The organism is Archangium sp., assembly GCF_057119385.1.
Map to the genome: position 1 here is coordinate 1 of NZ_DBNGVP010000170.1, position 3,173 is coordinate 3,173.

Below are 3,173 nucleotides of genomic sequence, written 5' to 3' on the forward strand. Positions count from 1 at the left end.
CATAGGGAGCCTGGGGGAGGGTGGCCGAGAGCACCGGGCCGGTGGACTCCACCTCCTCCTTCCACATGCCCTCGCCCCGCCGCAGTGTCAGCACCACCTCGCCCCGCTGTCCCTTCACGTACCGGTACAGCGCCCACTCCACCAGGCCGCGGAAGCGCTCGGCGTCCTCGTCCTGTGCCTCGGCACCGCTGCCTTCGTGCGCGTGCAGCCCGAGCAGCCGCACCCGCTCGCCTTCCACGTGGAGCCCGAGTGCCAGCCATGCCCCCTTGCGCTTCAGCCCGCGCGCGGCTTCCCAGGCCCGGACACGCACCTCCCGTGTCCCCTCCAGCACCTCGGCGGCGGGGAGTGCCCGGGCCTCCATGCCCGAGCCCATTTCGCTGAACGCGGGCGCCCGCGGGCCCGGTGACTCCAGGGCGAAGCCCATACGGGCGCTCGGGTGACCGCGGCACGCGGCCAGTGTCACCAGCATCACGGCTTGAAGAAGAATCGAGGGCGTCTTCATGGGCGCGGCATGGGGCGGCTTTCTCTCCAAGTCCGTCGCTGAATACTTCAAGCGCGAGGAGGCGAAGTCCCCATGAACCGAGATGGGGCTGGCAGGGGCCGGTTCAGTGGAGAGGCCGGCCGAGGGAGTCGAGGACGGGGCGGCGGGTGGGCAGGGTGTGGTGCTCGTGGTCGTAGAAGCACTCGGGGCCGAGCAGGGAGATGAACTCGCGCTCGCGCGTGATGCCGGACTCGGTGCCCGCCTCCGTGGGCAGCTCGTAGGGCTGGACGAGCACGAGGTCCTCACCGAGCGGCTGGCGGCATTCGGCGGGCAGTGAGTCGAGGCGCTCGCCGAACATGCGGACGAAGGGGGGGCCATAGAAATTGCGCCAGACGAGACCAGGAAGTCCCTCACTGTAGTCACGCACGGTGTGCTCCTCTTCCGAGTAGGTGAAGTCCTTTCCTCCTTCCATGGGGATACTCTTGTGGACGAGCCGCCACCGCTTGCCATGGATATCTGTTTCCAGTCCTGCCAGGGCCAGAGGTGACTGAAGGAGGCGCATCAACTCCGCTACCTGTTGTGCATGCGCTGCACGCCATGAGTCCTTCGATGCCGACCTGGCGGACGTCATCCAGGAAATGGAGCCCGTGTAGGGTGGAGCGCCGGTCGAGGAGGGATGAATCGCGATGAAATCCCGATCCGTTCTGGCGGCAACCATCAGATTGTTGTGCTCCTCGTAATAGGCGACGAGTGGCGCGAGCTCACTGGAGGCCGGGTCCATCTCACGCTTCAATGAGGCGGAACTGTAGCGCTTGGGCTCGAACCATCGGTATCTGCGAAGGACGAGGTCGAGGAGCTCTCGTACGACATCAATCGAGGGACGGCCAGGAGGAAGCCTTATTTGGAGAGCCAGGTATTTGACGGGCATGATTAGCGAGAAGACTTCATGGGTAATAGTTCAGGCTTGCCTTGCCATGTTCTGGGACTGCTCGCGCAGGGGTGACTCGTTCAGCAGGTAGCCAGGTGGCGGGGCGGCGACACGTAGGAGGTCAGCAGCTTGCAGGAGGTTCTGCCGACGCAGGAGTGGTTGTGAAAGCGGTGCCGAAGCCGCTCAGTGGAGAGGTCGGCCGAGAGAATCGAGGACAGGGCGGCGGGAGGGGAGGGTGTGGTGCTCGTGGTCGTAGAAGCACTCGGGGCCGAGCAGGGAGATGAGCTCGCGCTCGCGCGCGATGCCAGACGCGGTGCCCGCCTCCGTGGGGAGCTCGTAGGGCTGGACGAGGACGAGGTCCTCACCGAGCGGCTGGCGGCATTCGGCGGGCAGTGAGTCGAGGCGCTCGCCGAACATGCGCACGAAGGGTGGGCCATAGAAATTGCGCCAGAAGAGTCCCGCGAGTCCTTCGCTGTAGTCGCGCACGGTGATGACGCGCAGCTCTCCCACCTCTTGTGGAATCCATCGCCGCGTCTTGCGATCGAAGTCCTGACCCATTCCGACTTGAGCGAGAGGGGATTGGACGAGGCGCATGAGTTCGGCGACCTGCTGGACGAGGGCGGTGCTCCAGGCCGCTTTGGACGCCGAGCGGACAGAGGTCGTCCAGGAGATTTCGCCTATGTAGGGAAACTCGGCGCCGCGGGCGGGCGAGAACCAGATGAAGTCCCGATCCGTTTTGGCTCCGACACACAGCCAGCCGTGCTCCTCGTAATAGGCGATCAGGGGGGCGAGATCCAAGTGTGCCGGGTCGATCGCTTCCTTCATGGATGCATAACCGTAGCGCCTGGCCTCGAACCATCGGAACCGACGAAGGGCGAGTTCAAGGACTTCCCTTACGAGGCCACCCGAGAGACGGCCCGGTGGAAGTCGTATTTCGATATCAAGCGATGTGGGCGAACGCATCATGGGTGTCTTCTCACAATCGCCTTTCTGTCTGTTTCCAGGAGGTCCAAACGAAGCTGGAGTGGTTCTGAAAGGTGCGTTGCTCCGTCGGGATGTCTGGCAGAGCGGACCCATAGCTCGAGGTGACCGCCGTATTCCTCCACATACTCAATCATGGCCTCGAGATTGCCGGAGAGGGACAGCTCTTTACGAGCCTTGGCCTCGACAAAGGGATAGGGCTGGCCCCATATGAGCTCCGCCGGGTTGCCCTTCACCGAGTCGGGGATGAAGCCCTGGGCGCGGCTGCCCGGCGGCGGCATCATCATCGCCCCGTTACGCTCGTATCTCGCCAGTTGGAGGATGGCGTCCTCGAAGACGTTGCCCGCCTGCCGGTTCTTGAGGATGGACTCATACAGGCGCTCCCAGTTGGCGTCGGGCTGGAAGGAGAAGCGGGGGTACTTCTCGGGGTGGCGGAATTGGTAGTCCACCCAGCGCTGGGCCTTGTGCATGGGCGTGCCGGGCAGCAGCGGGCTACCGTCCGCCAGCGTGCGCGCGCCCAGCAGCGGCACCTTCTGGCCCGCCTTCAGCGCCCCGGCCGCCTCGCGCAGCGGCGCCTCCAACCCGCGCGCCACGCGCTGGAGGAATCGCAGCTCCTCCTCGCTGAAGGAGTGGCCCCGGGCCGCCGCCGCCATCAAGCGCTCTATCTCCTTGGAGTCTCCAGGAGACAGGTGCGAGGCCACGCGCGAGAGCACCCGCACCTCGTCCAGGCTGCGGCCGGTGAGCAGCGCCAGTTGCTCGGCGCCCTCGCTGCCGCCGCGCATC

The 3,173-nt window shown here is 65.5% G+C and carries 3 protein-coding genes and 1 pseudogene; all 4 read right to left on the bottom strand.

Annotated elements, in window-relative coordinates; all coding sequences use genetic code 11:
* Positions 1–502, bottom strand: a pseudogene (locus AC16DP_RS40705) (hypothetical protein); the annotation flags it as partial.
* 103 nt (positions 503–605) lie between these two features.
* Positions 606–953 (bottom strand): hypothetical protein, encoded by a 348-nt coding sequence (locus AC16DP_RS40710; protein WP_329725618.1) that lies wholly within the window; start codon positions 951–953, stop codon positions 606–608.
* 639 nt (positions 954–1,592) lie between these two features.
* Positions 1,593–2,375 (bottom strand): hypothetical protein, encoded by a 783-nt coding sequence (locus AC16DP_RS40715; protein ID WP_329725619.1) that lies wholly within the window; start codon positions 2,373–2,375, stop codon positions 1,593–1,595.
* Positions 2,372–3,173 (bottom strand): hypothetical protein (locus AC16DP_RS40720; RefSeq protein ID WP_483956974.1); only part of this gene is annotated, 802 nt, incomplete at its 5' end. The genes AC16DP_RS40715 and AC16DP_RS40720, both read right to left, overlap by 4 nt.

Coding starts and splice junctions, on each gene's coding strand:
- AC16DP_RS40715 (WP_329725619.1), bottom strand. CDS start 2,375: ATGATGCGTTCGCCCACATCGCTTGATATCGAAATACGACTTCCACCG.
- AC16DP_RS40710 (WP_329725618.1), bottom strand. CDS start 953: ATGGAAGGAGGAAAGGACTTCACCTACTCGGAAGAGGAGCACACCGTG.